Below are 25,552 nucleotides of genomic sequence, written 5' to 3'. Positions count from 1 at the left end.
GGTCCGATGTCACGAAACGAGCCCTTCGAAAGCGTGCCCATGGCCAACGATCACCCGGACCAGGCCATCAGCCTGTCCCAGGCGCTGCTGGCGCCGCGCATCGTGATCGAAGACACCCAACCCGTGCTCGAAGGCGGCACTTTCGCCGCCAAGGCCATCAGTGGCCAGCCGGTGGCGGTCAGCAGCAAGGTCTACAGCGACGGCCACGACCGCCTGGCCGTGATGCTCAACTGGCGCCAGGCCCACAGCCGGCGCTGGCATTGCGTGCCCATGCACTCGCCGGGCAACGACCTGTGGCTGGCCGAATTCACCCCCACTGAACTGGGCCCGCACCTGTTCAGCATCGAGGCCTGGATCGACCCGTTCGCTACCTACTGCCACGACCTGGAGAAGAAGTACCACGCCGGTGTCGAGGTCCGGTTGGAACTGGAGGAAGGTCGATTGATGCTGGGCAAGGGCATCGAGCTGTGCAACGGTGCCCTGCGCGAGGAGCTCCAGGCGTTGCAGCAGCGCCTGCCCACGCTTAATGCCGACGACCAGGTGGCACTGTTTCTCGACCCCGCTACCGCCCGCCTGATGAGCGACGCCGAGCACCGCAGCTACCTGGCCCGCAGCCGCGAATTCCCCGTCGATGTCGACCGCCCGGCCGCGCAGTTCGCCAGCTGGTACGAGCTGTTCCCGCGCTCGATCACCGACAGCCCCGAGCGCCACGGCACCTTCAATGATGTGCACGAGCGCCTGCCGATGATCCGCGACATGGGCTTTGACGTGCTGTACTTCCCGCCCATCCATCCGATCGGCATGCAGCACCGCAAGGGCCGCAACAACGCCCTCACGGCAGAGCCCGGCGACCCGGGCAGCCCGTATGCCATCGGCAGCGCGGAAGGCGGCCACGAGGCAATTCACCCGCAGCTGGGCAGCCGCGACGACTTCCGCCGCCTGGTGGCCGCGGCGGCCGAGCATGGCCTGGAAATCGCCCTCGACTTCGCGATCCAGTGCTCCCAGGACCACCCCTGGCTCAAGGAGCACCCCGGCTGGTTCAGCTGGCGACCGGATGGCACCATCCGCTATGCCGAGAACCCGCCGAAGAAATACCAGGACATCGTCAACGTCGATTTCTACGCGCCCGAGGCCGTGCCCTCGCTGTGGCTGGCTTTGCGTGACGTAGTGGTCGGCTGGGTCGAGGAGGGTGTCAAGACCTTCCGCGTCGACAACCCGCACACCAAACCACTGCCATTCTGGCAATGGCTGATCGCCAATGTGCGCAGCCGGCACCCGGAGGTCATCTTCCTCGCCGAAGCCTTCACCAAACCGGCGATGATGGCCCGCCTGGGCAAGGTCGGGTACGCGCAGAGCTATACCTACTTCACCTGGCGCAATCACAAACAGGAACTGCGCGAGTACTTCGAGCAGCTCAACCAGCCGCCATGGAGCCAGTGCTACCGGCCCAACTTCTTCGTCAACACGCCCGACATCAACCCGTACTTCCTGCATACCTCCGGCCGTGCCGGCTTCCTCATACGTGCTGCACTGGCCACCATGGGGTCGGGGCTGTGGGGCATGTATTCGGGCTTCGAACTGTGCGAAGGCACACCGCTGCCGGGCAAGGAGGAGTACCTGGATTCGGAGAAGTACGAAATCCGCCCACGCGATTTCAGCCAACCCGGCAACATCATTGCCGAGATCGCCCAGCTCAACCGCATCCGCCGGCAGAACCGCGCCTTGCAGACCCACCTGGGCGTGGCGTTCTTCAACTGCTGGAACGACAACATCCTGTACTTCGCCAAGCGCACGCCCGAGCGCGACAACTACATTCTGGTGGCAATCAGCCTCGACCCGCACAACGCCCAGGAGGCGCATTTCGAGTTGCCGCTGTGGGAGCTGGGGCTGGATGACAACGCCGAAACCCATGGTGAGGACTTGATGACCGGACATCGCTGGTCGTGGTACGGCAAGACCCAATGGATGCGCATCGAACCCTGGCATCTGCCTTTCGGTATCTGGCGCATCGAAAAGGCCCGCTAACGGTGGTTCGCGCTCCTCTGTAGGAGCGGGCTTGCCCGCGAACACCGGCACAGCCGGTGCCATACACCGCGGTGTCTGTTTCGCGGGCAAGCCCGCTCCTACAGGGGCCAGAGCAACCAGAAATTGAAAGGAGTCGCACATGGCCAAGCGTTCCCGCCCGGCAGCCTTCATCGACGACCCGCTGTGGTACAAGGACGCCGTCATCTACCAGCTGCACATCAAGTCGTTCTTCGATTCGAACAACGACGGCATCGGCGACTTCGCCGGCCTGATCAGCAAGCTCGACTACATTGCCGAGCTGGGCGTCAATACCCTGTGGCTGCTGCCGTTCTATCCCTCGCCACGCCGCGACGACGGCTACGACATCGCCGAATACAAGGCCGTGCACCCCGACTACGGCAACCTGGCCGATGCCCGCCGCTTCATCGCCGAGGCGCACAAACGCGGCCTGCGGGTAATCACCGAGTTGGTCATCAACCACACCAGCGACCAGCACCCCTGGTTCCAGCGCGCCCGCCATGCCAAGCGCGGCAGCAAGGCACGGGACTTCTACGTGTGGTCGGATGATGACCAGAAGTACGACGGCACGCGCATCATCTTCCTCGACACCGAGAAGTCCAACTGGACCTGGGACCCGGTCGCCGGCCAGTACTTCTGGCACCGCTTCTACTCGCACCAGCCCGACCTCAACTTCGACAACCCGCAAGTGCTCAAGGCTGTGATCAAGGTGATGCGTTTCTGGCTCGACCTGGGTGTGGATGGCCTGCGCCTGGACGCCATCCCCTACCTGATCGAGCGCGACGGCACCAACAACGAGAACCTTGCCGAAACCCACGACGTGCTCAAGGCGATCCGCGCCGAAATCGACGCCAACTACCCCGACCGCATGCTGCTGGCCGAGGCTAACCAATGGCCCGAGGACACCCGCCCGTACTTCGGCGAAGGCGAGGGCGACGAATGCCACATGGCCTTCCACTTCCCGTTGATGCCGCGCATGTACATGGCCCTGGCCATGGAAGACCGTTTCCCGATCACCGACATCCTGCGCCAGACTCCGGAAATCCCCGCCAACTGCCAATGGGCGATCTTCCTGCGCAACCACGATGAGCTGACCCTCGAAATGGTTACCGACCGCGAGCGCGATTACCTGTGGAACTACTACGCCGAAGACCGCCGCGCCCGCATCAACCTGGGCATCCGCCGCCGCCTCGCGCCGCTGCTGCAGCGCGACCGCCGGCGCATCGAACTGCTCACCAGCCTGCTGCTGTCGATGCCCGGCACGCCCACCCTGTATTACGGCGACGAACTGGGCATGGGCGACAACATCTACCTGGGCGACCGCGACGGCGTGCGCACGCCCATGCAATGGTCGCCGGACCGCAACGGCGGTTTCTCCCGTGCAGACCCGCAGCGCCTGGTACTGCCGCCGATCATGGACCCGCTGTATGGTTACCAGACCGTCAACGTCGAAGCCCAGGCCAACGACCCGCATTCGCTGCTGAACTGGACCCGGCGCATGCTGGCGGTGCGCAAGCAGCAGAAGGCCTTCGGCCGCGGCAGCCTGCGCACCCTCACGCCGAACAACCGGCGCATCCTCGCCTACTTGCGCGAGTACACCGACGCCGATGGCAACACTGAAGTCATCCTGTGCGTGGCCAACGTTTCCCGCGCCGCCCAGGCAGCTGAACTGGAATTGTCACAATACGCCGACAAAGTACCGGTGGAGATGCTCGGCGGCAGCGCCTTCCCGCCAATCGGGCAACTGCCGTTCATGCTGACATTGCCACCCTACGCCTTCTACTGGTTCCTGCTGGCCAGCCACGACCGCATGCCAAGCTGGCACATCCAGGCCACCGAGGGGTTACCCGAATTGACCACACTGGTATTGCGCAAGCGCATGGAAGAACTGCTGGAGGCCCCCTCCAGCGATACCCTGCAAAGCGCCATCCTGCCGCAGTACCTGCCCAAGCGGCGCTGGTTCGCCGGCAAGGAAGGGCCGATCGACCAGGTGCGCCTGTGCTACGGCGTGCGTTTCGGCACCACCACCACGCCGGTGCTGCTCGGTGAAATCGAAGTGCTCAGCGAGGGTATGGCTACCCGCTACCAGCTGCCGTTCGGCCTGCTGCCTGAAGAGCAGATCAGTACCGCACTGCCGCAGCAGCTGGCCCTGGCGCGGGTGCGCCGTGCCCATCAGGTTGGCCTGATCACCGATGCCTTCGTCCTCGAGCCATTCATCCGCGCGGTGCTGCGTGCCTGTGAGGGCGGCATGCATCTGCCTTGTGGCAACGGCGAGGGCGAGCTGCGCTTCGAAAGCACGCAGCAGTTGGCGAGCCTGGCGTTGAACGACGAAAGCAGCGTGCGCTACCTCAGCGCCGAGCAGTCCAACAGCTCGGTGGTGATTGGCGACCAGGTGGTGCTCAAGCTGATTCGCCGGGTCAACCCGGGTGTGCACCCCGAGCTGGAAATGAGTGCCTACCTGACCGCCGCAGGCTTTGCCAATATTTCGCCGTTGCTGGCCTGGGTCAGCCGGGTGGACGAGCAGGGCGCGCCACACCTGCTGATGATCGCCCAGGGCTACCTGAGCAACCAGGGTGACGCCTGGGCCTGGACCCAGAACACCCTGGAACGGGCCATCCGCGACCAGATGGAGCCCTCCAGCCTCGACGCCGATGCGCACACCGATGCACTGGCCGAACTCACCGGCTTTGCCGCCTTGCTCGGCCAGCGCCTGGGCGAGATGCACCTGCTGCTGGCCGCACCGACCAACGACGAGGCCTTCCAGCCGCGCCCGAGCGATGCCGACGACAGCGAACGCTGGAGTGCGCAGATCAGCGCCGAACTCACCCATGCCCTCGACCTGCTGGCCCAGCACCGCGACAGCCTCGACAGCGAAAGCCAGGCGCTGGTCGACGACTTGCAGCAACAGCGCGACGGCCTGGCCCAGCACATCGCCAACCTGACCCGCCAGGCCCAGGGCGGCCTGCTGATGCGCGTGCACGGCGACCTGCACCTGGGCCAGGTGCTGGTGGTGCAGGGCGACGCCTACCTCATCGATTTCGAAGGTGAACCGGCCCGGCCGCTGCAAGAGCGTCGGGCAAAACACAGCCCGTACAAGGATGTCAGCGGCGTGCTGCGATCCTTCGACTATGCTGCTGCCATGATCTTGCGCAGCGCGTCTGCGGTCGACCTTTCCGACCCGGCGCGCCAAGCCCGGCAACGGGTTGCCAGGCAGTACCTGCACCAGTCGCGGCATGCCTTTGTCGAAGCCTATGGCCTGGCCACCGCGGCCATGCCTCACGCCTGGCAACAGGCCGAGGGCGAGCGTGCTGCACTGGAGCTGTTCTGCCTGGAAAAAGCTGCCTACGAAATCGCATACGAAGCCGAGAACCGTCCGAGCTGGCTGGCCGTGCCTTTGCATGGCCTGCATGGACTGATCAGTACCTGGGGAGAGTCATAGATGAATGCAACCACGCGTGAAAACGGCGGCCTTCGGCAACGGGACCTCGACGCCCTGGCCCGCGCCGAGCACGCCGATCCATTTGCGGTACTCGGCCCCCATGGCGATGGCGCCGGCGGGCAGGTGGTCCGCGCCTTCCTGCCCAACGCCCTGAATGTGTGCATCCTGGCCCGGCATGACGGGCGCATCCTCGCCGAAATGGAGCAGGGCAGCCTGCCGGGGCTGTTCACCGCGCACCTCGATGAGGCACACCCGTACCTGCTGCAGATCGGCTGGGCCGGTGGCGAGCAGGTCACCGAAGACCCCTACAGCTTCGGCCCGCAACTGGGCGACATGGACCTGTACCTGTTCGCCGAAGGCAACCACCGCGACCTGTCCGGGCGCTTCGGTGCGCAACCCATCCAGGTCGATGGCGTCGACGGCGTGTGTTTCTCGGTGTGGGCACCGAACGCGCGGCGCGTGTCGGTGGTGGGTGACTTCAACAACTGGGATGGCCGCCGCCACCCCATGCGCCTGCGCCACAGCGCCGGGGTGTGGGAGCTGTTCGTGCCGCGCCTGGGCGTGGGCGAAACCTACAAGTTCGAGGTGCTGGGCAAGGACGGCATACTGCCCCTGAAGGCCGACCCGCTGGCGCGCGCTACCGAACTGCCGCCGAGCACCGCATCCAAGGTGGCAGGGGCGCTCAGCCACGACTGGCAAGACCACGACTGGATGGCGCAACGCGCGCAACGCCATGCCTACAGTGCGCCGCTGTCGATCTACGAACTGCACCCGGGGTCGTGGCGCTGCGAGCTGGATGAGGCGGGCGAGGTCGGGCGCTATTACAACTGGCGCGAGCTGGCCGAGCGCCTGGTGCCGTACGTTCAGGAACTGGGCTTCACCCACATCGAACTGCTGCCGATCATGGAGCACCCGTTCGGCGGCTCCTGGGGCTACCAGCCGCTGTCGCTGTTCGCGCCCACCTCGCGCTACGGCAGCGCCGAGGACTTCGCCGCCTTCATCGACGCCTGCCATCAAGGGGGCATTGGTGTACTGCTGGACTGGGTACCGGCGCATTTCCCCACCGACGAACACGGCCTGGCGCGTTTCGACGGCACCGCCCTGTACGAATACGACAACCCCCTGGAGGGCTACCACCAGGACTGGAACACGCTGATCTACAACCTTGGCCGCAACGAAGTGCGCGGCTTCATGATGGCCTCGGCGCTGCACTGGCTGAAGCACTTCCACATCGATGGCCTGCGTGTCGATGCGGTGGCCTCGATGCTGTACCGCGACTATTCGCGCAAGGCCGGCGAATGGGTGCCCAACCGCCACGGCGGGCGCGAGAACCTGGAGGCCATCGACTTCATCCGCCACCTCAACGGCGTGGCGGCCCACGAGGCCCCGGGTGCGCTGATCATCGCCGAGGAGTCCACCGCCTGGCCCGGCGTCAGCCAGCCGACCCAGCAGGGCGGCCTGGGCTTTGCCTACAAGTGGAACATGGGCTGGATGCACGACACCTTGCATTACATCCAGAACGACCCGGTGCACCGCACTTATCATCACAACGAGATGAGCTTTGGGCTGATCTATGCCTATTCCGAGCATTTCATCCTGCCCATCTCCCACGACGAAGTGGTGCACGGCAAGCATTCGCTGATCGACAAGATGCCCGGCGACCGCTGGCAGAAGTTCGCCAACCTGCGTGCCTACCTCACCTTCATGTGGGCGCATCCGGGCAAGAAGCTGCTGTTCATGGGCTGCGAGTTCGGCCAGTGGCGCGAGTGGGACCACGATGGCGAGCTGGACTGGTACCTGTTGCAGTACCCTGAGCACCAGGGGGTACAGCGCCTGGTAGGCGACCTCAACCGCCTGTACCGCGAGGTGCCGGCGTTGCATGAGCAGGATTGCCAGCCGCAGGGTTTCCAGTGGCTGATTGGTGACGATGCGCAGAACAGCGTGTATGCCTGGCTGCGCTGGAGCAGCAGTGGCGAGCCGGTGCTGGTGGTGGCCAACTTCACCCCGGTGCCGCGCGAGGGGTATCGCATTGGCGTGCCGTTTGGCGAACGCTGGCAGGAGCTGTTGAACAGTGATGCAGAGCTGTATGCCGGGTCCAATGTCGGCAACCTGGGGGTCGTGCAAAGTGACGAGATAGCCAGCCATGGGCAGCCGCAGTCGCTGGCCCTGAACCTGCCGCCGCTGGGTGTGCTGGTGATGAAGCCGGTCTGATCTTCTGCCTGTACTGGCCTCTTCGCGGGCATGCCCGCTCCCACAGGTACGGCGCCAACCTCTGGCCCTGTGCTATCCCTGTGGGAGCGGGCGTGCCCGCGAAAGGGCCGACCCTGCCTACCACCGCATCCGCACCCCAAGGCTGCCAATCAACCCGTTCAGATCATTGTCGTCGACGTCACTGCTGTAATCGGCACTGACAAACAGCGCCACCGTGGGTGTCACCCGCGCCACCAGCCCCAACCCCAGTTCCACCGTGGTCGAGTAGCGCGAGCTGGAGATCTTGTCGACCTGGTCCAGCTTCACCTCATCGGCATTGCTGAAGTCATACCACACGTTGGTCCGCACATAGGGTTCGATCGGCATGCCGCGTACTTCATAACGCCCGGACAGCCTGGCACCGACCCGGCCGCTCCAGCTCGGCTGGCTGTCGAAGGCCTGCAAGGTCTCCTCCTGTGCCCGGCTGCCGGGGAAGAACTGCTGGTTGATCAACTGCGCCTGCGGCTCGATCACCCAGCCGCCACCCAGGCCGATGGGGATGCCGCCTTCCAGCGAGAAGGTCATCGCGTGGCCGCTGTCGTCCAGTCGCTGGCCGTTCTCGCCACGGCCATTGACGTCGATGCGCGACCCCATGGCCACGGCATCCAGGTGCCAGCCCTGTTCATGGGTCATGCTCCAGTACACCCCCAGGCTTTCACCGCTGAGGTTCACGGCGTTGCGTTGCTTGTCGCCCAACAGCTGGCGCATGCCGTTGAAGTTGGTCTGCAGGTTGTTTTGCCCCACGAAGATCCCCGCGCGGTGCACATTGCCCGCTGCAGTTTCACGCACGAACAGGTCCGGGCCGATCATCAGTTGCTGGCTGGGGGCCTCCAGCTGGTCCGGAGGCTGCGCGCTACTGCGCGCGGTGGTGGGGAAGAACTGCGCCCACTGGCTGGCGACCAGGTCCGGTGCAGCCTGCCCATGGCGTTCGCTCATCTTTTGCGAGAACGCGTTCAAGGTACCGATACTCAAGCCACTGGCGCTCACCGGGTCAAGCGTAAGCTGTGGTACTGCCGGTTGGTGCAGGAAGCCGGGCGAGGTCGGGTCGTCCTGCAGTTCATACGCGATAGTTTCCACCGGGGTTGCCAGAAGCAGCGACGTGGAAACCGCGTAGAAAATGCTTTCGAAGCGCAAGGGGTTCGAGGTGCTTTTCATGGCGGATCTCCTTTGTTTTTGTGTTACAGCCCTAGGACCTGGCCTGTTGTCACGAGCTGTACGGCAAAAACAGTGGGCGACCCAAACCAGCACGCCTGGCTTTGTGCAACGCGCACGAAGGCGCGAGCTAGAGGCCCTGCGCGAGATCATTACTGCTTGATATGTTCAGCTAAGGAGAGGGCGCCGCTTGCGTCAAGAAAGCGTGAAGGATGTGTTCAGGTTCCGTGGCTTTGTTCAACTTGTTGAATCACAAGATAATTCGGCCAGGTATAGCCAGGTTCGCTATTTGCCGTGCTGCGGCTATGAAGAATGATTGCTAAGCCTGACTTCGACCGACAACGGCAGGTGGTCCGACAGGTGCGACCAAGGTTTGTGCCCCAGAATCCGCGGCCCATGGCTTTCGGCGTTGCGCAGGTAGACACGGTCCAGGCGCAACAGCGGCAGCCGCGCAGGATAGGTGCGGGCCAGGTGGCCATGGTGGCGTTCGAAGGCCTCGTGCAGGTCACGCTGCAGGCCCAAGGTGCGGTTGCCGTGGGATTTCCAGTCGTTGAAGTCGCCAGCGATGATCACCGGGGCGTCGGTGGGCAAGGATTCGAGCAGCTTGCGCAGCAGTTGCAGCTGCTTCTGGCGGTGGCTTTCCAGTAACGACAGGTGCACGCAGATGGCATGCACCTGATGCTGGCCAGGCACGTCGAGGACGCAGTGCAGCAGGCCACGTCGTTCGGGGCCGGTGATCGACACGTCGAGGTTGCGATGTTCGATGATCGGGTATTTGGACAGCAGCGCGTTGCCGTGGTGGCCGTCAGGATAGACCGCGTTGCGCCCGTAGGCGAAGTCGCTCCACATGCTGTCGGCGAGGAACTCGTACTGCGAGGTCTGCGGCCAGCCGGGGTAGCGCGCGGCGTGGCGGTCGTGGCTGCCGAGCACCTCCTGGAGAAAGACGATGTCGGCCTGGGTGCTGCGCACCGCCTCGCGCAGTTCCGGCAGGATGAAGCGTCGGTTGAAGGCGGTGAAGCCCTTGTGGGTATTCACCGTCAGCACCCGCAGCCGCTTCACGGCCGGGGCCTGGTTGACACTGGCGAAACCTTTACTGCCGGCTTCGGGGTTCACGGTTACTCCTCAATGGCGGGTGCATGGGGGGGCGTATGTCCCGGCCCTATCTCCGGCAAGCCGGCTCCCACAGGTCACGCACAGGCCCGTCGGCCAGCGGATTACCTGTGGGAGCTGGCTTGCCGGCGATGAGGCCAGTACAGGCAACCGATACACAATGGGACCGACGATGGTCCCCCGGGGTTCACTCCTCATCACGCTGCAACACCATCAGCAGCAACGACCGCCCCTTCACCTCGAAGGTGCTGTCGAACTGCAGATGCTGCCCCTTGCGCAGCTCTGGCCGGTCGGTATCGACCAGGCAGCTCCAGTAATCCCCCTCGGGCACGGTCGGCAACTCGAACGGTACGATGTCATGGTGGGCATTGACGATCAGCAGCACGGTGGCCTCGGCGCCTGGCCTGGCAATGCCGCTGACCTGGGCACGGCCATCGATCAACATGCCCAGGCAACGCCCGTGCGGGTCTTCCCATTGCTCCACGCTCATCTCGTTGCCATCCGGTGCCAGCCAGGTCACATCCTTGACGCCGATCGCCTCATTGTAGTCGCCCACCAGGAAGCGCGAGCGGCGCAGTACCGGGTAGGCCAGACGCAGGCGGGTGAGGCGCTTGACGAAGGCCAGCAGCTCTTCGCCCTCCTGGTCCAGGTCCCAGTTCACCCAGCCGATTTCGCTGTCCTGGCAATAGGCATTGTTGTTGCCGTGCTGGGTACGGCTGAACTCATCGCCGGCGACGATCATCGGCGTGCCCTGGGCCAGCAGCAGGGTAGCGAAGTAGTTGCGCATCTGGCGCATGCGCAGGGCATTCACGGCCGGGTCGTCGGTTGGCCCCTCGACACCGCAGTTCCATGACAGGTTGTTATCGGTGCCGTCCTGGTTGTTCTCGTCGTTGTCCTCGTTGTGCTTGTGGTTGTACGACACCAGGTCGCGCAAGGTGAAACCATCGTGGGCGGTGACGAAGTTGACCGAGGCATAGGGACGCCGGCCACGGTTGTTGAACATGTCCCCCGAGGCTGTCATGCGCGAGGCAAAGTCGGCCAGTTGGCCTTCGTCGCCTTTCCAGAAGGCGCGCACGGTGTCGCGGAAGCGGTCGTTCCACTCTGCCCAGCCCGGGGCAAAGTTGCCCACCTGGTAGCCGCCCGGGCCGCAGTCCCAGGGCTCGGCAATCAGCTTCACCTGGCTCAGCATCGGGTCCTGGCGGCAGGCGACGAGGAAGCCGTGGCGTTCGCTGTAGCCGTCGTGGTAGCGGCCAAGGATGGTCGCCAGGTCGAAGCGGAAGCCGTCCACGTGCATTTCGCCGGCCCAGTAGCGCAGCGAGTCGGTGACCAGCTGCAGCACGCAGGGGTGGCTCAGGTCCAGGGTGTTGCCGGTGCCGGAATCGTTGATGTAATAGCGCTTGTCGTCCGGCATCAGGCGGTAGTACGAGGCGTTGTCGATACCGCGCATCGACAGCGTGGGGCCGCGCTCGTTGCCTTCGGCGGTGTGGTTGTAGACCACATCCAGGATCACCTCCAGCCCCGCGTCGTGCAGGTGTGCGACCATTTCCTTGAACTCGGCGATCTTGCCGCTAGCCAGGTAACGCGGGTGGGGCGCAAAGAAGGCGATGCTGTTGTAGCCCCAGTAGTTGTTCAGGCCCTTGTCCAGCAGGTGCTGGTCGTTGACGAAGGCGTGAATCGGCAGCAACTCGATGCTGGAAACGCCCAGCTCCTTGATGTGCTTGAGCAACTCGTCATTGGCCAGGCCGGCGAAGGTGCCGCGCAGTTTTTCCGGCACCGCCGGGTGGCGCATGCTGATGCCACGGGTGTGGGCCTCATAAATGATCGTACGCTCCCAGGGGATCTGCACGCGCTGGTCGCGGCCCCAGGTGAATGCAGGGTCGATCACCTTGCACTTGGGCACGAAGGGCGCGCTGTCGCGCTCGTCGAACGACAGGTCACCGTCGGGGTGGCCGATGGTGTAGCCGAACAGTGCTTCGGACCATTGCAGGCTGCCGACCAGTTGCTTGGCATACGGGTCGATCAGCAGTTTATTGGGGTTGAAGCGGTGGCCGTTCTCCGGCTCGTAGGGGCCGTGCACGCGGTAGCCGTAGACCAGCCCTGGGTGAGCGTCAGGCAGGTAGCCGTGGTAGATCTCGTCGGTGTATTCGGGGAGCTCGATGCGTTCGATTTCGTGCTCGCCGGTGGAGTCGAACAGGCACAGCTCGACCTTGGTGGCATTGGCCGAGAACAGGGCAAAGTTGACCCCAAGGCCATCCCAGGTGGCGCCGAGGGGGAAAGGCAGGCCTTCGCGGATACGCGACGGGGCGACCGAGCGGGTTTTCTTCGGGGTGCGGGGGCTCATGGCGGTCCTCTAGTGGCCGTGGTGAAGGGGAGGGTTGTGTAGTCCTGTCCTGGCCCTATCGCCGGCAAGCCAGCTCCCACAAGGTCTCCACAGGTTTCAAAACCGGCGCTGTACTTGTGGGAGCTGGCTTGCCGGCGATAGGGCCAGGACAGGCTTAACCGGCAGAAGGCTTTTTCACCGCCCGGGTCTTTTTCGCCACAGCCGGTTCAACCCCCGGCAGGGCAGCCACTTTGGGCTCGGCAGGCGCCTTCGGTTCAGCCGCTACCTTGGGCTTGGCCGGGGCCCGTTTGCGCGGCGCCGCCTTGGGTGCCAGTGCCTCGGCTTCGGCCAGCTTGCGAGCCATGTCCCAATGGCGGTCTTCCTGGCCGACGGGCTTACCCTCGGACTCCCAGATCTGGTAGGCAAATTCGCGGATACGTTTTTCATCAACACTCATCATGACGCTCCTGATGTTCAAGATTGTTGTATCAGCAGGTTGACCGGAAACTCCGCCAGCACGGCGCTCAACATCAGCTCCCTGCAAGAGCTGACCGCAGCACTGGGGAAAAGTCCCGTCGAGTTGGCAGGCGACAAGGCAAACGGCAGGTTTACCCGGGTGTCGTCCCAGTTCTGTGCCGGGATCAGGGGTATCGGTGCACCTGCCAGCAGGGTACTGGCCAGGCGTGGTGCGATGATGACGGCCCGTTCGCCCTCGCCAAGGCGAGCGAACGCGATCACCTTGTCGGCATGCCGACCCTGCACGGTCAGGGGCAGGTAGGCGCCACGTCGGAACAGCTCGGCATGGGCCTGGCGGCAGTCCAGCACCCGGGCGATCAGCGCCTGCTTGAGGCGGCCATCGCGCCAGTGCTCCAGCAGCTCGGCAACCGGCGTTGCATCGTCCAGGGTGCGACGCCGGCACGCGTAGTCCACGGCGCGCCGGTTATCCGGGTCGACCAGGCTGAAATCCCAGTATTCGTTGCCCTGGTACAGGTCCGGTACGCCCGGCGTGGTCATGCGCAACAGGGCCTGGACCAGGCCGTTGAGGGCACCGGGGCAGGCCAGCAGATGCGCGGCGTCGGCCAGCGACTTGCGCAGCTGCTGGTTCTCGCCGTCCAGCAGCAGGCCATCGATGTAGCGGGCACAGGCGCTTTCGTAGGCTTCGTTCGGCGCGCTCCAGCTGCTGCGCAGCTTGGCCTCGCGCAGGGCTTTCTGCTGCCACTGGCGAATGCGTTCGGCGTACTGGCCAAGGGCGTTGACATCGTGCAGGTCGAGGTCCAGCGGCCAGCTGCCCAGCAAGGTCTGCAACAGCATCAGCTCGTCGCCGTGGCTGGGCGCCAGGCCGTCATCCAGTTGCGTGCGCAACGGCGTGGCCAGTTCGCGCCAGTGTTCCATTCGGCTGGCCAGCCACGGGCCGCGCTCGCTGAGCACGGCCAGGCGTGCACGAGTGTCTTCGCCGCGCTTGTGGTCATGGGTGGCGCTGGCCAGCAGGTTGTCGGGGAAGTCGCGCAGGCGCCGCTGGGCCTCGTTGTGGAAGTGCTCGAGCGGGGCGCTGAAACGCTCGGCGTCGAAGCCCACATCGTTGCGCGACAGCAGCCGCGCGCTGCGGTAGAAGGCGGTGTCTTCCACGGCCTTGGCGGCGCTGGGCGCGGTCAGCTGCTGGAAGCGCACGCAGGCGTGGCGTAGCTGCTTGCGCGCCCGGCCTGCTGGCAGGCGGCGCCAGGCTTGCCCGCCCAGCCATTGTTGCAGGTGCTCGAGCAGTGGCCAGTCGGCTTCGCCGAGGTCGAGGCGGGCATTGGCCAGGGCCTGCTGGAAAAACCCTTCGTCTTCTGCCGGGCGCCCGCAGGCATTGAAGTAGGTGCGATACACCGGGTAATGCGCCACCAGCGCCTGCAAGGCACGGCGAATCGCGCCCAGGGTCAGGTCGCGGGTCATCAGGTCGTTGCGCGCCACCTGCAACAGTGCCTGGGCCACCGACTCGCAGTCGCCGGCCAGACTGGCATTGAGTACCAGGTGGCGGGCCTGACGTACTTCTTCGGGGAAGTCGGGGCGTTCGCTCACATTGGCCCACAGCTCGGTCAGCGCTGCTTCGCCTGCCGGGTCGTGCTGCAACAGCGAGACCTGGTTCATGAACTCATAGCCGGTAGTGCCATCGGTAAGCCAGTCGCGGTGCAGGTGCTCGTTGGCGCCGAGGATCTTCTCCACGTAGATCGGGAAATGCTCCAGGGCGGCATTCAACGGCCGCCGTGCCAGCAGGCCATCGACCCGTCGGCGCAGCTTGCGGCAGTAACCGCGCGGGTCGGCCAGGCCGTCGATATGGTCGATGCGCAGGCCGTCCACCAGGCCGCGCTCGATCAGTTCGAACAGCTTGGCGTGGGTGGCCTCGAACACCACCGCGCGTTCCACCCGCAGGCCGCCCAGCTCGTTGATGTCGAAGAAGCGCCGCCAGTTGATGTCGTCGGCGGCGGTACGCCAGCTGGCCAGGCGGTAGGTCTGGCGTTCCAGCAGCAGGTGCAGGCGCTTGAAGCCATTCTCGCTACGGCTGTCGAACGCCACCAGGGCCGATTCGAGGTCGGCGCCTTCGCCCGCCAGGCGCGCCAGTTCAGCTTGCAGGGGCAGGGCGTCGGCCAGCGGCGTGGCCGATGCGTTCAACGCGGTGAAGCGTTCGGCCAGGGCCTTGAGCGCCGGCTCCGGGCTGAGCGCGAGAATCCAGCCATAGTCGACCGGGCAGATCGGGAAGCGGTGTTGGTAATGGGCGACCTGCAGCAGCCCATGGTGCTTGTCGAACTCAAGCGGTATCTCGCCATTTTTCAGTGCCACGCCATAGTCGCTGGCGAGGAACGGCAGCAGCAGCTGACCGGCCAGCAGCGGGTCGCTGGAGTGCCACTGGATGTCGAAGAATTCTGCATAGGGGCTGCGCCGGCCCCAGGCCAGCAGGCTCTGCCACCAGGGGTTGTCGGCACCGCCCACGGCCATGTGGTTGGACACCGTGTCGAGGATCAGCCCCATGCCGTGCTGGCGCAGGGCGGCGACCAGCCGTTCCAGCGCCGCTTCGCCGCCCAGCTCGGGGTTGACGCAGGTTGGGTCGACCACGTCGTAGCCGTGGCGCGAACCGGCGCGAGCCTTGAGGATGGGCGAGGCATACAGGTGGCTGATACCCAACTGGGCGAAGTACGGCACCAGCGGCACGGCGTGATCGAGGGTGAAATCACTGTGAAACTGCAGGCGCAGGGTCGAGGTCAGCGCTTTCATCGGTCACGCTCCCAGGCTTGTTCGCGGGCCTGGGCCAGCAGTTCCAGGCGCCGTGCGGCGTCTTCGTCGTCGAGCAGTTCACGTACCGGCCGGGCGAAGCGTCGGCGCCAGTTGGGGTGGCCGGAGGTGGTGCCCGGCAGGTTGGGTTGCTCGTCGCAACCCAGCAGGTCTTCAAGCGGTACCAGCACCAGCGGTGCGCGGGTGTGGCCAACGTAGCGAATGGCGGCGTCGATCAGCGCGTCGTTGTCCGGCAGCGTGCCGTAGTTGGCCTCCAGGGTGCGGCGCAGGCCGTCGTGCTCCTTCTGCCGCTCGTGGCGCCAGTGCAGTTCGGTGGCAGCATCGATCAGTTGCAGGCGGTGGCTCCAGTCGATGTCGCGGTTTTCCAGCCAGCCGGCCAGCGGCGCCAGGTCGTGGGTGCCGGTGGTGGCCAGGGCGTTGTCCGGCCAGTCGAGAATCGGCTTGAAATGGCCGGGCTGGGTCTGCTCGAAGGGCAGCACGCGCATGCCCAGCACGGCCTTGGCCGCCAGTTGCTCACGCAGGCCGTCCGGCACGGTGCCCAGGTCTTCGCCGAGGATGATTGCCTGGTGGCGCACCGACTCCAGCGCCAGCAGGCGCAGCAGGTCGTCCAGCGGGTAGTTGAGGTAGGCGCCTTCGCTGGGCTTGGCTCCCTGCGGGATCAGCCACAACCGACGCAGGCCCATGACATGGTCAATGCGCAGGCCGCCGGCGTGGGCGAGGTTGGCCCGCAGCATTTCGATGAAAGCGCGGTAGCCGTTGCGCTTGAGCCCTTCAGGCGAGAAGGCGCAGATGCCCCAGTCCTGGCCAGCACGGTTGAGGATGTCGGGCGGTGCGCCTACCTTCAGGCCTGCCAGCAGCTCGTCCTGGCGGCTCCAGGCCTGGCTGCCGGCACCGTCGGCGCCCACCGCCAGGTCAGCGATCAGGCCGACCGCCATGCCGTTGCCGCGCGCTGCTTCCTGGGCGCGTTGCAGGCCCCGTTCGGTCAGCCATTGGCAGAAGGCATGGAACTCGACCTTGGCCGGGTAGGCGTTGGCGAAGGCCTCCACTTCCGGGTGGTATGGGTCGTGCCAGGCCTTGGGCCAGTGGCGCCAGTCGGCGCCCAGGCCATGCTCCACGGCTTGCGCCTGCAGCACTTCGAAGCGGCAATGGTGCTCCAGCGTCTGGCCACCGGCTTTGCGGAAACTGTCGAAGTCCTTGCGTAGCGGGTGGTCGCCCTGGCTGAAGCCCTGGTACAGGGCTTCGAGCAGGCGCTGTCGGGCGCTGGCGGCACGCGGCCAGTCTACCAGCGGGCCTTGCTCAAGGTCTTCGAGCTGTTGCTCCAGGCCGCAGGCTTCGATGGCCACGCGCACCTCCCGCTCGCCCAGCAGCGCGGCTGGGCTGGCGTACAGGGTATTGAGCAGCAGGCGGCTGGAGGGTGAGTAGGGGCTGTAGTGCGTCTGGTCGATGGCCGACAGGGCGTGGATCGGGCTGATGGCCAAGGCATCGGCGCCGCGTTCGGCAGCCGCGCGGGCCAGTTGTTCCAGGGCCAGGCAGTCGCCATAGCCGCCATCGCAGGGGCGGCGCAAGCTGTACAGCTGCACCGCCAGGCCCCAGCAGCGCGGTGGCGGCTGCTGCACGCGGTCTTCAAGGCTGTGGCAGCGTGGTGGGGCCACGGCCACGGTGAAGCGGCGGCTGTCGATTTCCACCTGATGGTAGCCGATGGGCAGCGCACCGGGCAGGCGGGCCTGGTCGTCAAGGCTGAGGGTGAGGGCGCTGTGGTCCTCCAGGGTGCAATACGCGACGCTGGCGGCGCTGAAGTAGCGCGCCAGTGCCAGTGGCTGGCCGAGGTCGGCGGTCAGCAGCGGCGGCAGGTGCTCACTGTCTTCGGCAGCGTCCACGGCGCGCAGGCTGGCGGCAATGGCGGCGTCATCGCTGGCCGGGTGGCCAAGGCCTTCAAGGATGTTGCGCAGTACCTCGTCGCTGACACGCTGGGGCCGGGCATTGGCGTCGATCCAGTCGCGGCTCAGCCCGACGCGGCTCGCCAGACGGTGCAGGGCGGTTTCGCTCATGGGCGCTCCTGGGCAGGGGGAAGCAGGCTGACCACGCAGCTGTATGCGGCCAGATGGGTATCGGGGTGCCGGGTGTCGCTGCTGTCGAACAGGCGGTTGGCCGGCGCGGGCAACTCGACCACCTGCGGGGTGGCGGCCAGGTTCAGGTCGATGCGCAGGGTGGTGCCATTGCCCAGGCACCAGCGTGCGGTCAGGGCCTTGTCGCCGTGTACTTCGGCACCCAGCGCACGGCTGCCCGGCAGGTGCGGGATCACATGGCGGCGGCGCAGTTCGAGCAGGTGCTGGTACAGGCCGTGCCAGCCGGCGATCACTTCCTTGCCTTGCGGGCGGGAGGCCTCGAAGGTCTGTTCGGCGTTGGGGTCGGGGATGCGTTGGCGCTGCTCGGGGTCGGCGAAGGCGGCGAAATGGGCGAACTCGCCGCGCCGGCCTTCGCGCACGGCGTCGGCCAGCTGGTCATGGAAGTCGGTGAAGAACAGGAACGGCCGGCAGCTGCCATCGTCGTCGCCCATGAACAGCAGCGGAATCATCGGCGCCAGCAGCAACAGCCCGGTGGCCGCCCGCAGCGCCTGCGGTGGGCACAGACGGGTCAGGCGCTCGCCAAGGGCGCGGTTGCCGACCTGGTCATGGTTCTGCAGGAACAGCACGAAAGCGCTGGGTGGCAGGTGCGCGCTGGGCTCGCCGCGGGGCGTGCCATGGCGGTTGGCCTGGCCCTGGAACACGAAACCTTCGGCAAGGCAGCGGGCCAGCTGGTCGATGGGGCGCTGCTGGTAGTCGCCGTAGTAGCCTTCGGTTTCGCCGGTCAGCAGCACATGCAGGGCATTGTGGCCGTCGTCGTTCCACTGGGCATCGAAGCCTTGCTCCAGCAGGAAGGCCTGGTTGTGTTCGTTCTCCAGTACCAGCCATACGTGGCGGCCCGGTTCCACCGCAGCGCGTACCCTTTGCGCCAGCTCGACCAGAAAGTCGGGCTGGTCGATGGCGTGCACGGCATCCAGGCGCAGGCCGTCAAAGCGGTAGTCGCACAGCCACATCAGGGCGTTCTGGATGAAGAACTCGCGCACCTGCGGGCGACGGAAGTCGATGGCTGCGCCCCAGGGGGTCTGCCGGTCTTCGCGGAAGAACGGGCTGGCGTACTGGTGCAGGTAATTGCCGTCAGGGCCGAAGTGGTTGTACACCACATCGACCAGCACCATCAGCCCGTGGCCATGTGCCTGGTCGACCAGCGCACACAGCTGCTCGGGGCTGCCATAGGTGTTTTGCGGCGCATAGGGCAACACGCCGTCGTAACCCCAGTTGCGCTCGCCGGGGAACTGCCCCAGCGGCATCAGTTCGACGGCACTGATGCCCAGTTCGGCCAGCCGCGGCAGTTGCCGGGCGACCCCGGCGTAGCCGTCGAGCAGGCCGACATGCAGCTCCTGTATGACCGCCTCGTGCCAGGGCCGGCCTTGCCAGGGGTGTCGCCAGGCATAGCTGGCCACATTCACCACCTGGCTCGGCCCCTGCACGCCATCGGGCTGATAGCGCGAGGCCGGGTCGGCCACCTTCAGTGCACCGTCGATACGGTAGTGGTAACGGTCACCGGCCTGGCACGGGGCCACGCCGGTGAACCAGCCATCATCGTCGGGCAACAGCTCGATGGCCGGCTGCTGCTCCAGTTCCACGCTCACGCTGCGCGCATCCGGGGCCCAGAGGGCGAAGCGCGCCGACGTGGCGTCCAGCAGGTGTGCGCCATGCCTGTGCATCTTCAACTCCCCGTTCAGTAGTGGCTGTGCTGCGCCTGCTTGACCAGGTCCTCGTACAGACGTGCATAGGGCTCCACGGCCTGGCACCAGTTGAACGGTTGGGTCATCGACAGGCAGCGCATGGCGTTCAGCAGGTCCTTCTTGCCATATACATAGAAGGCGCGGCTGAGTGCCTCGCGATAGCTCTCGACGGTAGACTCGTTGAACAGGAAGCCGGTAACGCCGCACTCGATGGTGTCGGCCAGGCCACCGGTCTTGCGCGCTACCGGCAGCGAGCCGAAGCGCTGTGCGTACATCTGGCTGAGGCCGCATGGCTCGTAGCGAGACGGCATCAGCAGGAAGTCGCTGCCGGCGAACATGCGCCGGGCATCGGTTTCGTTGAAGCCGATGCGCACGCCGATACGGCCCGGGTGGCGTAGCGCCAGTTCGCGCATGGCCTGCTCTTCTTCCGGCTCGCCGCGGCCGATGATCGCGATTTGCCCGCCTTGCTCGACGATGTAGTCGGCCACACCCAGGGTCAGGTCCAGGCCTTTCTGGTAGACCAGGCGCGAAACCACTGCGAACAAGGGCCCTTCGGAGGGCTGCAGTTCGAACAGCGCGCGTACTTCCTGGGCATTGCGCGCCTTGCCTTCCCAGTCGTTGATGCTGAAGTTGTGCTGCAGGTGCTTGTCGGTGGCCGAGTCCCAGCTTTCGTCGATGCCGTTGGGAATGCCGCCGAGCAGGCCTTGCTGGGCCTTGCTGGCGAGGAAACCGTCCAGGCCGCAGCCAAATTCCGGGGTAGTGATTTCCCGGGCATAGGTGGCGCTGACCGTGGTGATGTGGCTAGCGTAGGCCAGGCCGGCCTTGAGGAACGACAGCTTGCCGTAGAACTCCATGCCTTCCTGCTGCATGGCGTGTTCGGGGATTGCCAGTTCCGGGCTGCAGCCGCGGCTGTACACACCTTGGTAGGCCAGGTTGTGGATGGTGAACAGGGTTGGCGTGCTCAGCCCGCGCCAGTGCATGTAGGCCGGTGCCAGGCCGGCGGGCCAATCGTGGGCGTGCACCACTTCGGGCTTCCAGTGGATCCTGCCTTCGCCGGCGGCGATTTCGGCGGCGGCCAGGCCCAGGCGGGCGAAGCGGATGTGGTTGTCGGGCCAGTCGCGGCCGTTGTTGGCACCATAGGGAGTGCCGTCACGCTGGTACAGCTCGGGGCAGATCAGCACATAGATGACCAGGCCGTCGGCCATGTCCATGCGCCCGATCTTGCACGGCGGCAGTGCGGCGTGGCCACCCAGTTCACCGACGATGTGGATGGGGTTGTCGCTTTCCATCACCTGCCGGTAGCCGGGGATCAGCACCCGCACATCGTGCAGGTGCGCCAGGGCACGGGGCAGGGCTGCGGACACGTCTCCCAGGCCACCGGTTTTCACCAGGTCGGCGATTTCCGAGGTCACGAACAAAATCTTGCGCTTGTTGCGGTTGTGCTGGCGCTGGGCGCCGGGTGCCTTGCCTGTCGTGGCGAAGTCCGGGGTGAGCGGTTCGCGGTTGTCCGGGTTGAATGAATCTACGTGAGGCTCGACAGCGGCACTGATCATACTTCTCTCCGTCCCTATGCTTGGCCGGGTGCTGGCACCCGTGGCGATGTTTCGTGTTGGTTCTCTCTGATTCTGGATTCTGCGTAGTGCGTTCCATGCCCCAGGGTCGTGCACGCAGGCACGGCGCGATCGGCATTCCGGCCGAAGGCGATTGGGCTGGTGGGGTATGTGGGCCGATGCTGGGAAGTCCCTTTGCGTTTGGCCTACTTAGTTCCTGACCTGCCCGCGTTCCGGAAAGTTCGACTTTTTTTCGTCACTCTTCCGTTGAGCAAATGGCGGGCCGAAACCCGAGTGTAGGAGAGAAATAGATGAAAAGGTGACCCGCTGGTCACTATTGTCATGCCGCGGAGTAGACGCAAACGTTGGCGGTTGTGACCGGATGTAAATGCAGGGGCTGGAGCGGTGGATGAGGGTCAGACGGAATGCCCCAATTCCTGCCAGTCATGCACCTTTTTGGTGCGCTTTAGGGGTGCCAAGGTCATCGCCCTCGAACAGAATGGTGCACGTGATTTCAGGAGGAATGAAAGGGGCTGTTTCGCGAACTTTCAGTATCTGTATTTATTATTTTCCTGGCTTGAATTTCTTGTGTTTCAGTGAGCAGACTCGCACGCGCAAAAGTTTGTAAGTTGATGCTTTAGGAAACTTCCTACGAAACCGTCAATACATGAAACCCATCGTTCCTGTCATGGCGGGGCGGTACGGTTTAAGTTGCTCTTCAGTCACTGCCTCATCCTCACTGTCGTCATCGGTAAAGTCCGCCAATGCCACGGATCTAGCCGGCTTGAACGTTGGCGACGGGCAATTTCATTCGACGTACTCATTTTGAAGAAAGCCAGGATGTGGTTGTTTTTTCGCCGGTAAACATGATGGCGGGTAGAGCAACTCATGAAACAGTCGGACTTTCGTTTCGGATTTCAGGCGCTCGCCGGGCGCACGGAGTTCGAAGTGGTTTCATTCAAGCTGGAAGAAGCTATCAGCCAGCCATTTGTGCTGAGCCTTGAACTTGTCAGCTACGACAGTGATGTCGACTTCGGCCAGGTGCTCGACAAGCCTGCGCTATTCACCCTTTATTGCGCAGACCGGCCACTGCGTCATGTGCATGGCTTGGTCAGTGCCTTCAGCCAAGGTGAAACCGGCTTCTGTCGCACGCGCTACCACGCTGTGGTCGAGCCGCAACTGGCCCGTGCCCGCTTGCGTTCGAACTGGCGCATCTTCCAGCAGAAAACCGTGCCGCAGATTCTTGAACTGATGTTCAAGCGTCAGGGCATTGCCCGGTTTGAGCTCAATAGCAGCGCCGATCACCAGGTGCGTGAGTTTTGTGTCCAGGCGGGGGAAACCGACCTCGACTTCATCCATCGCCTTGCCGCTGAAGAGGGCTTCGTCTACCGCTTTGCACACTGCGCCAGGCACCACACGCTGATCGTTACCGATCGCCTGCTATCGCTTGGGTTGCTCAGCCGGGGCACGCTAAGGCCCGTAGATGATGAAGCGCTTTGGCTGGATGAAGATGATCTCGGCCCCGACAAGGTGCTGTACCACGCCAGTAGCGGTGGCGACCAGGCCCGTGCTTGCCTGCGGCGTTTGCGCTACTGCGAGCAGGTGCGTACTGCGCAGCAGGTGCAGCGCGACTACACCTTCACCAACCCGGCCTATCGCCAGGAGCACAAGGCCCAGGCCAGCGGAATCACGCACCAGTCGCTGGACTATGAGTTTTTTGATTACCCGGGGCGCTACAAGCGCGATGCGGTCGGCAAGCCCTTCACTGAAACGCGGCTGACGGCGCTGCGACATGACGCCCGCCTGGCCGAAGTACAGGGCGATGACGTGCGCCTGCAGCCAGGCCTGAGCTTCACCCTCGTCGGCCCCCCGCGCGAAGACCTCAATGTGCACTGGCGCGTGATCAGCCTGTGCCACGAAGGTACGCAGTTCACCAGCCTGCAGGAAGAAGCCGCCGGCGCCGGACAAGGTACCCGCTATGTGAACGATGCGCTGCTGGTGCAAGGCATGGCCGAATGGCGCCCGGCACCCTTGGCCAAGCCGCGCATCGATGGCCCGCACATGGCCACCGTGGTCGGCCCGCCGGGCGAAGAGATTTTTTGCGACCAGTGGGGGCGGGTCAAGGTCAGCTTCCCCTGGGATCGTGAAAGCAGCAACAACGAATTCAGTTCCTGCTGGGTGCGGGTGTCGCAAGGCTGGGCCGGTGGCAGTTGGGGTTCGATGGCCATTCCGCGTATTGGCCAGGATGTGATTGTCCAGTACGTCAATGGCGACCCTGACCAGCCGATGATCACCGGGCGCACCTACTGCGGTGACCAGCTGCCGCCTTACGACCTGCCCGAACACAAGACCCGCATGACCATCAAGAGCCAGACCCATAAAGGCGATGGCTTCAACGAGTTGCGCTTCGAGGACGAACTGGGGCGGCAGGAAGTATTCATTCATGCCGAGCGCGACCAGAACAACGTCGTGAAACACAACGAAACCACGCTCATCGGCAATGATCGTAGCGAGCGCGTCGAGCATGACGAAGTGGTGCACATAGGTGGCAACCGCAGTGTCAAGGTCGGCGCCAGCAAGAGCGAAACGGTCGCCCTTGGCAAAGTCGAAAGCATAGGCCTGGGCAAGTCGTTGGCCGTTGGCGGGGCGTTGAGCGTGATGGTTGGCCTCGAGGCCAGCGAGCAGGTCGCGCAGGACAAGCGTGTGCAGGTCGGCGGGCAACTGCGGGTCGATGCCAATGACGATGTGTCGATCACCAGCCATCACGGCCATGTGCACATCGATAGCCGAACGTCGCTGACCCTGAGTTGCGGCGGGGCCTTCATCAAACTGGGTGATGGCCGCATCGAAATCGGTTGCCCCGAGCCTCTGCTGTTGCATGCCATCGCCCAGGTAAAGGCGCCTGCACGTTACGGTGAGCCGCCTGCACCGTCGCAGGAGGAAATCGAGTTTCGCCTGGTGCATGCCGACGGTACGCCGATTGCGGGCACGGCCTACGTGGCGACGTTGTCCGATGGCACCCAGCGCCAGGGTATGGTCGACCAGAACGGCTATGCCCGCCTGGCTGGCGTTACCCCCGGTTGCAGCGCCCAGGTGCGCTACGAGGTTGGCCAAGGCTCGCTGCAACTGACGACCGCAATCGAGCCGGATGCTGCCTTGCAGGCATTGCTTGCCGGCTGCACCTCGGCAGGTGGCCAGCCATGAACTCCGCTGCTGACTGGCTGGATGAAGCGGTGGAAAGGGTGGCAGGCGGCTTTGGCTGGCTGCGTGACCTGGTGCTGGGCGAGTTTGCCGAGGAACGGCCACTGAGCGTGGTCATTGCCGACATGCTGCTGTCGTTGGTGCCTGGGGTGGTGATCGTGCTCAGCGCCCGTGACCTGGCCGCAGTGTGCCTGCGCCTGGGCAAGCGCTACACGGCGGATGGCAGCCAGGCAACGGCGCAGCCGCCACAGTGGCAGGAGTGGGTGCTGCTGGTTGCCTGCCTGCTTACCTTGATCGCGCCGATCATCGGTGCCGTGGTGGGGGCGGTGGGTACCCCCGTGGGCTCGGTGGCAGGTGCATTGGTCGGCCAGGAAGCGGCAGCGTTTCTGCGAGGTTTGTGCCTGCTGCTTATTCGTGAAAGCCAGATCATCTTGCGGACCGTGGTTGCGTTTCTTGGCAAGTTCACCCGCGGCAGCGTGGAGTTCTGGCTGCGCCAGGTCAGGTTCGCGAGCTATGAAAAGGATTTGCTGACCTATCTGAATCAGTTCCTGACCAAGGTCATCGCGGCAACGGCGAAGCTTCGCAGCTACCTGGGCAACTGGCCCTTCAACCAGGCGGCCTCGCACCTGTTGGTGCGGCTGCAAGCCATGGAAGCGCAGTTCTACGCGGTGCAGGTGCATGCAGTGCGGGAAATCCCACGGGCGTTGATGCACCTCGACGCCAGGCTGGCCAAGGTGCTGGAACAGGCCAGCGATCTGCCCGCGCAGGTTGCGCAGGCCGGGGTGCATGCGCCTAAGCCGGTGCCCATGGCGATGAGTGGTGGGCGGGTGACTTCTGGCATTGGCATGCGTCCGCGTTACCTCGAGCGCCCCGAAGGTGCGCTCGGCCCGCCAGTGCCCACCTCTGCGGCAGCTGCCACGCATGGCGCCAATGTGCACGTGTTCGATCATTCCACGGCGACCCGGACGCAGAAGGGCATTTATGGGGAGGTGGTCAGTGATCAGTACATGCTCGGCAAAGGCCATGAGAACCTGCTGTCGGCCGCTCGTGGGCCTCGCAGCCTGCAAATGAAACCCACCGGGCGCGGGATGGATGGCGTCTATCGTAATGCCCATCCACCGCCGCCGTTCATCATTACCGAGACCAAGTATCGAACGGGGGGCGCGTTTTCGACGGGTAGTTTGCCGGTTACAAAGGGGAGTAAGGGGTTTCCGAGTGCCAGGCAGATGAGTGATGCGTGGATTCGTCCAAGGCTTTCCGAAAGTTTGGGGAAAGAACAGGCAATGAATATTCGCTCGGCTGGATATGAACGTTGGTTGATAACCGTAGATGAGAAGGGTGCTGTAACCCAGATAGTCAAGCTTGATGGGCATGCGAGATCTATAGGTGATGTAATTCAGTAGGGTCTGAAA

Annotated in this window: 13 protein-coding genes; 5 read left to right on the top strand and 8 right to left on the bottom strand. The window is 64.6% G+C overall.

Annotated elements, in window-relative coordinates; genetic code table 11:
- Nucleotides 1-6: 6 nt before the first annotated feature.
- From AC2T3R_RS17250 to glgB, 3 genes are all read left to right on the top strand, one after another.
- A complete protein-coding gene (locus AC2T3R_RS17250) occupies nucleotides 7-2,025 on the top strand; it encodes an alpha-1,4-glucan--maltose-1-phosphate maltosyltransferase (RefSeq protein ID WP_410952580.1) in 2,019 nt (672 codons plus the stop codon).
- Nucleotides 2,026-2,164: 139 nt separating this feature from the next.
- Nucleotides 2,165-5,482: a maltose alpha-D-glucosyltransferase gene (gene treS, locus AC2T3R_RS17245; protein ID WP_486744005.1), complete on the top strand. Its 3,318-nt coding sequence runs from the start codon at nucleotides 2,165-2,167 to the stop codon at nucleotides 5,480-5,482.
- Nucleotides 5,483-7,693, top strand: a complete 2,211-nt coding sequence (gene glgB, locus AC2T3R_RS17240; protein ID WP_367244566.1) for a 1,4-alpha-glucan branching protein GlgB — start codon at nucleotides 5,483-5,485, stop codon at nucleotides 7,691-7,693.
- A gap of 117 nt (nucleotides 7,694-7,810) precedes the next feature.
- On the opposite strand, the gene AC2T3R_RS17235 is transcribed toward glgB, so the two are convergent.
- From AC2T3R_RS17235 to glgA, 8 genes are all read right to left on the bottom strand, one after another.
- Nucleotides 7,811-8,887 (bottom strand): autotransporter domain-containing protein, encoded by a 1,077-nt coding sequence (locus AC2T3R_RS17235; protein ID WP_486744004.1) that lies wholly within the window; start codon nucleotides 8,885-8,887, stop codon nucleotides 7,811-7,813.
- Between the two features lie 300 nt (nucleotides 8,888-9,187).
- Nucleotides 9,188-9,997, bottom strand: a complete 810-nt coding sequence (locus AC2T3R_RS17230) for an endonuclease/exonuclease/phosphatase family protein (RefSeq protein ID WP_013973332.1) — start codon at nucleotides 9,995-9,997, stop codon at nucleotides 9,188-9,190.
- A 184-nt stretch (nucleotides 9,998-10,181) separates the two neighbouring features.
- Complete coding sequence (glgX, locus tag AC2T3R_RS17225; protein WP_402950280.1) at nucleotides 10,182-12,335, bottom strand: glycogen debranching protein GlgX; 2,154 nt, start codon at nucleotides 12,333-12,335, stop codon at nucleotides 10,182-10,184.
- 154 nt (nucleotides 12,336-12,489) lie between these two features.
- On the bottom strand, nucleotides 12,490-12,774 hold the full coding sequence (locus AC2T3R_RS17220; protein WP_367244568.1) for a DUF2934 domain-containing protein: 285 nt from the start codon (nucleotides 12,772-12,774) through the stop codon (nucleotides 12,490-12,492).
- Between the two features lie 14 nt (nucleotides 12,775-12,788).
- Nucleotides 12,789-15,563, bottom strand: a complete 2,775-nt coding sequence (locus AC2T3R_RS17215) for a malto-oligosyltrehalose synthase (RefSeq protein ID WP_486744003.1) — start codon at nucleotides 15,561-15,563, stop codon at nucleotides 12,789-12,791.
- Complete coding sequence (gene malQ / locus AC2T3R_RS17210) at nucleotides 15,560-17,629, bottom strand: 4-alpha-glucanotransferase (RefSeq protein WP_486744002.1); 2,070 nt, start codon at nucleotides 17,627-17,629, stop codon at nucleotides 15,560-15,562. The genes AC2T3R_RS17215 and malQ overlap by 4 nt, the downstream gene beginning before the upstream one ends.
- Nucleotides 17,626-19,368: a malto-oligosyltrehalose trehalohydrolase gene (treZ, locus tag AC2T3R_RS17205; protein WP_486744001.1), complete on the bottom strand. Its 1,743-nt coding sequence runs from the start codon at nucleotides 19,366-19,368 to the stop codon at nucleotides 17,626-17,628. Before treZ ends, malQ begins: the two co-directional genes overlap by 4 nt.
- 14 nt (nucleotides 19,369-19,382) lie before the next feature.
- On the bottom strand, nucleotides 19,383-20,942 hold the full coding sequence (glgA, locus tag AC2T3R_RS17200; RefSeq protein WP_013973326.1) for a glycogen synthase GlgA: 1,560 nt from the start codon (nucleotides 20,940-20,942) through the stop codon (nucleotides 19,383-19,385).
- 885 nt (nucleotides 20,943-21,827) lie between these two features.
- On the opposite strand from glgA, the gene AC2T3R_RS17195 reads away from it, so the two are divergent.
- Nucleotides 21,828-24,143: a type VI secretion system Vgr family protein gene (locus AC2T3R_RS17195; protein WP_486744000.1), complete on the top strand. Its 2,316-nt coding sequence runs from the start codon at nucleotides 21,828-21,830 to the stop codon at nucleotides 24,141-24,143.
- Nucleotides 24,140-25,543 carry a hypothetical protein gene (locus AC2T3R_RS17190; protein ID WP_486743999.1) on the top strand — a complete coding sequence of 468 codons (1,404 nt, stop codon included), beginning with the start codon at nucleotides 24,140-24,142 and terminating at the stop codon, nucleotides 25,541-25,543. Before AC2T3R_RS17195 ends, AC2T3R_RS17190 begins: the two co-directional genes overlap by 4 nt.
- The last annotated feature ends 9 nt before the right edge of the window (nucleotides 25,544-25,552 follow it).

The organism is Pseudomonas sp. PVC-5-1, assembly GCF_057444345.1.
This window is presented reverse-complemented; position numbering and strand designations above follow the sequence as displayed.